Annotated in this window: 1 protein-coding gene; it reads right to left on the bottom strand. The window is 54.0% G+C overall.

Features of this window, described 5'->3' with window-relative positions; all coding sequences use genetic code 11:
- Window positions 1-107 precede the first annotated feature (107 nt).
- On the bottom strand, window positions 108-578 hold a 471-nt coding region (locus ACR0AU_RS21970; protein ID WP_480796334.1), incomplete at its 5' end, for an integrase core domain-containing protein.

Here is a 578-nt window from a genome sequence, read left to right as displayed (position 1 = left end):
GACATCAACACCATTGCGAGGCCGAGGATCATTACAATGATTGCAAGCCAGTGCGCGATTGATTTCCATTTGTTGGATACGTCAGGTACACCTGTCCAGCCCCAATTCTATGGGCCAGTTTTGAGCAAGGTTTCTGGAACGGGCGGTCGCATGTTTAGAGCCTGATGGGGTCTGACACGATTGTACTGTCTAAGCCAGGTATTGATGACGATCTGAGCCTGTTTGGTGGTGTGGAACCATTCTGCGTTGAGGACTTCCCGGCGCAGAGTGCCATTGAAGCGCTCGTTGTATCCATTCTCCCAAGGTGATCCCGGGTAGATTTGGATCGGCTTAATGCCCACCTTTCTTAACCAGGTCTGCAGGGCCGTTGCGATGAACTCCGCGCCGTTGTCGGAACGGATGTGTTCGGGCTTCCCGTGCCGCAATAAGAGTGGGTAGAGCGCATCCAGCACGTCTGCGCTGTTCATCTTCGGCTTGACCGCTACGCAGAGCGCCTCACGGGTATACTCATCCAGCACCGTCAGCATCTTGTAGCTCTGTCCGTTGCTCAGCTTGTCGTGGACAAAGTCAATGCTCCA

The sequence above is a fragment of the Ruegeria sp. CG1 genome (assembly GCF_056537265.1).
Note: the sequence above shows the minus strand (reverse complement) of the source record. Positions and strands in the feature narration are given on the sequence as shown.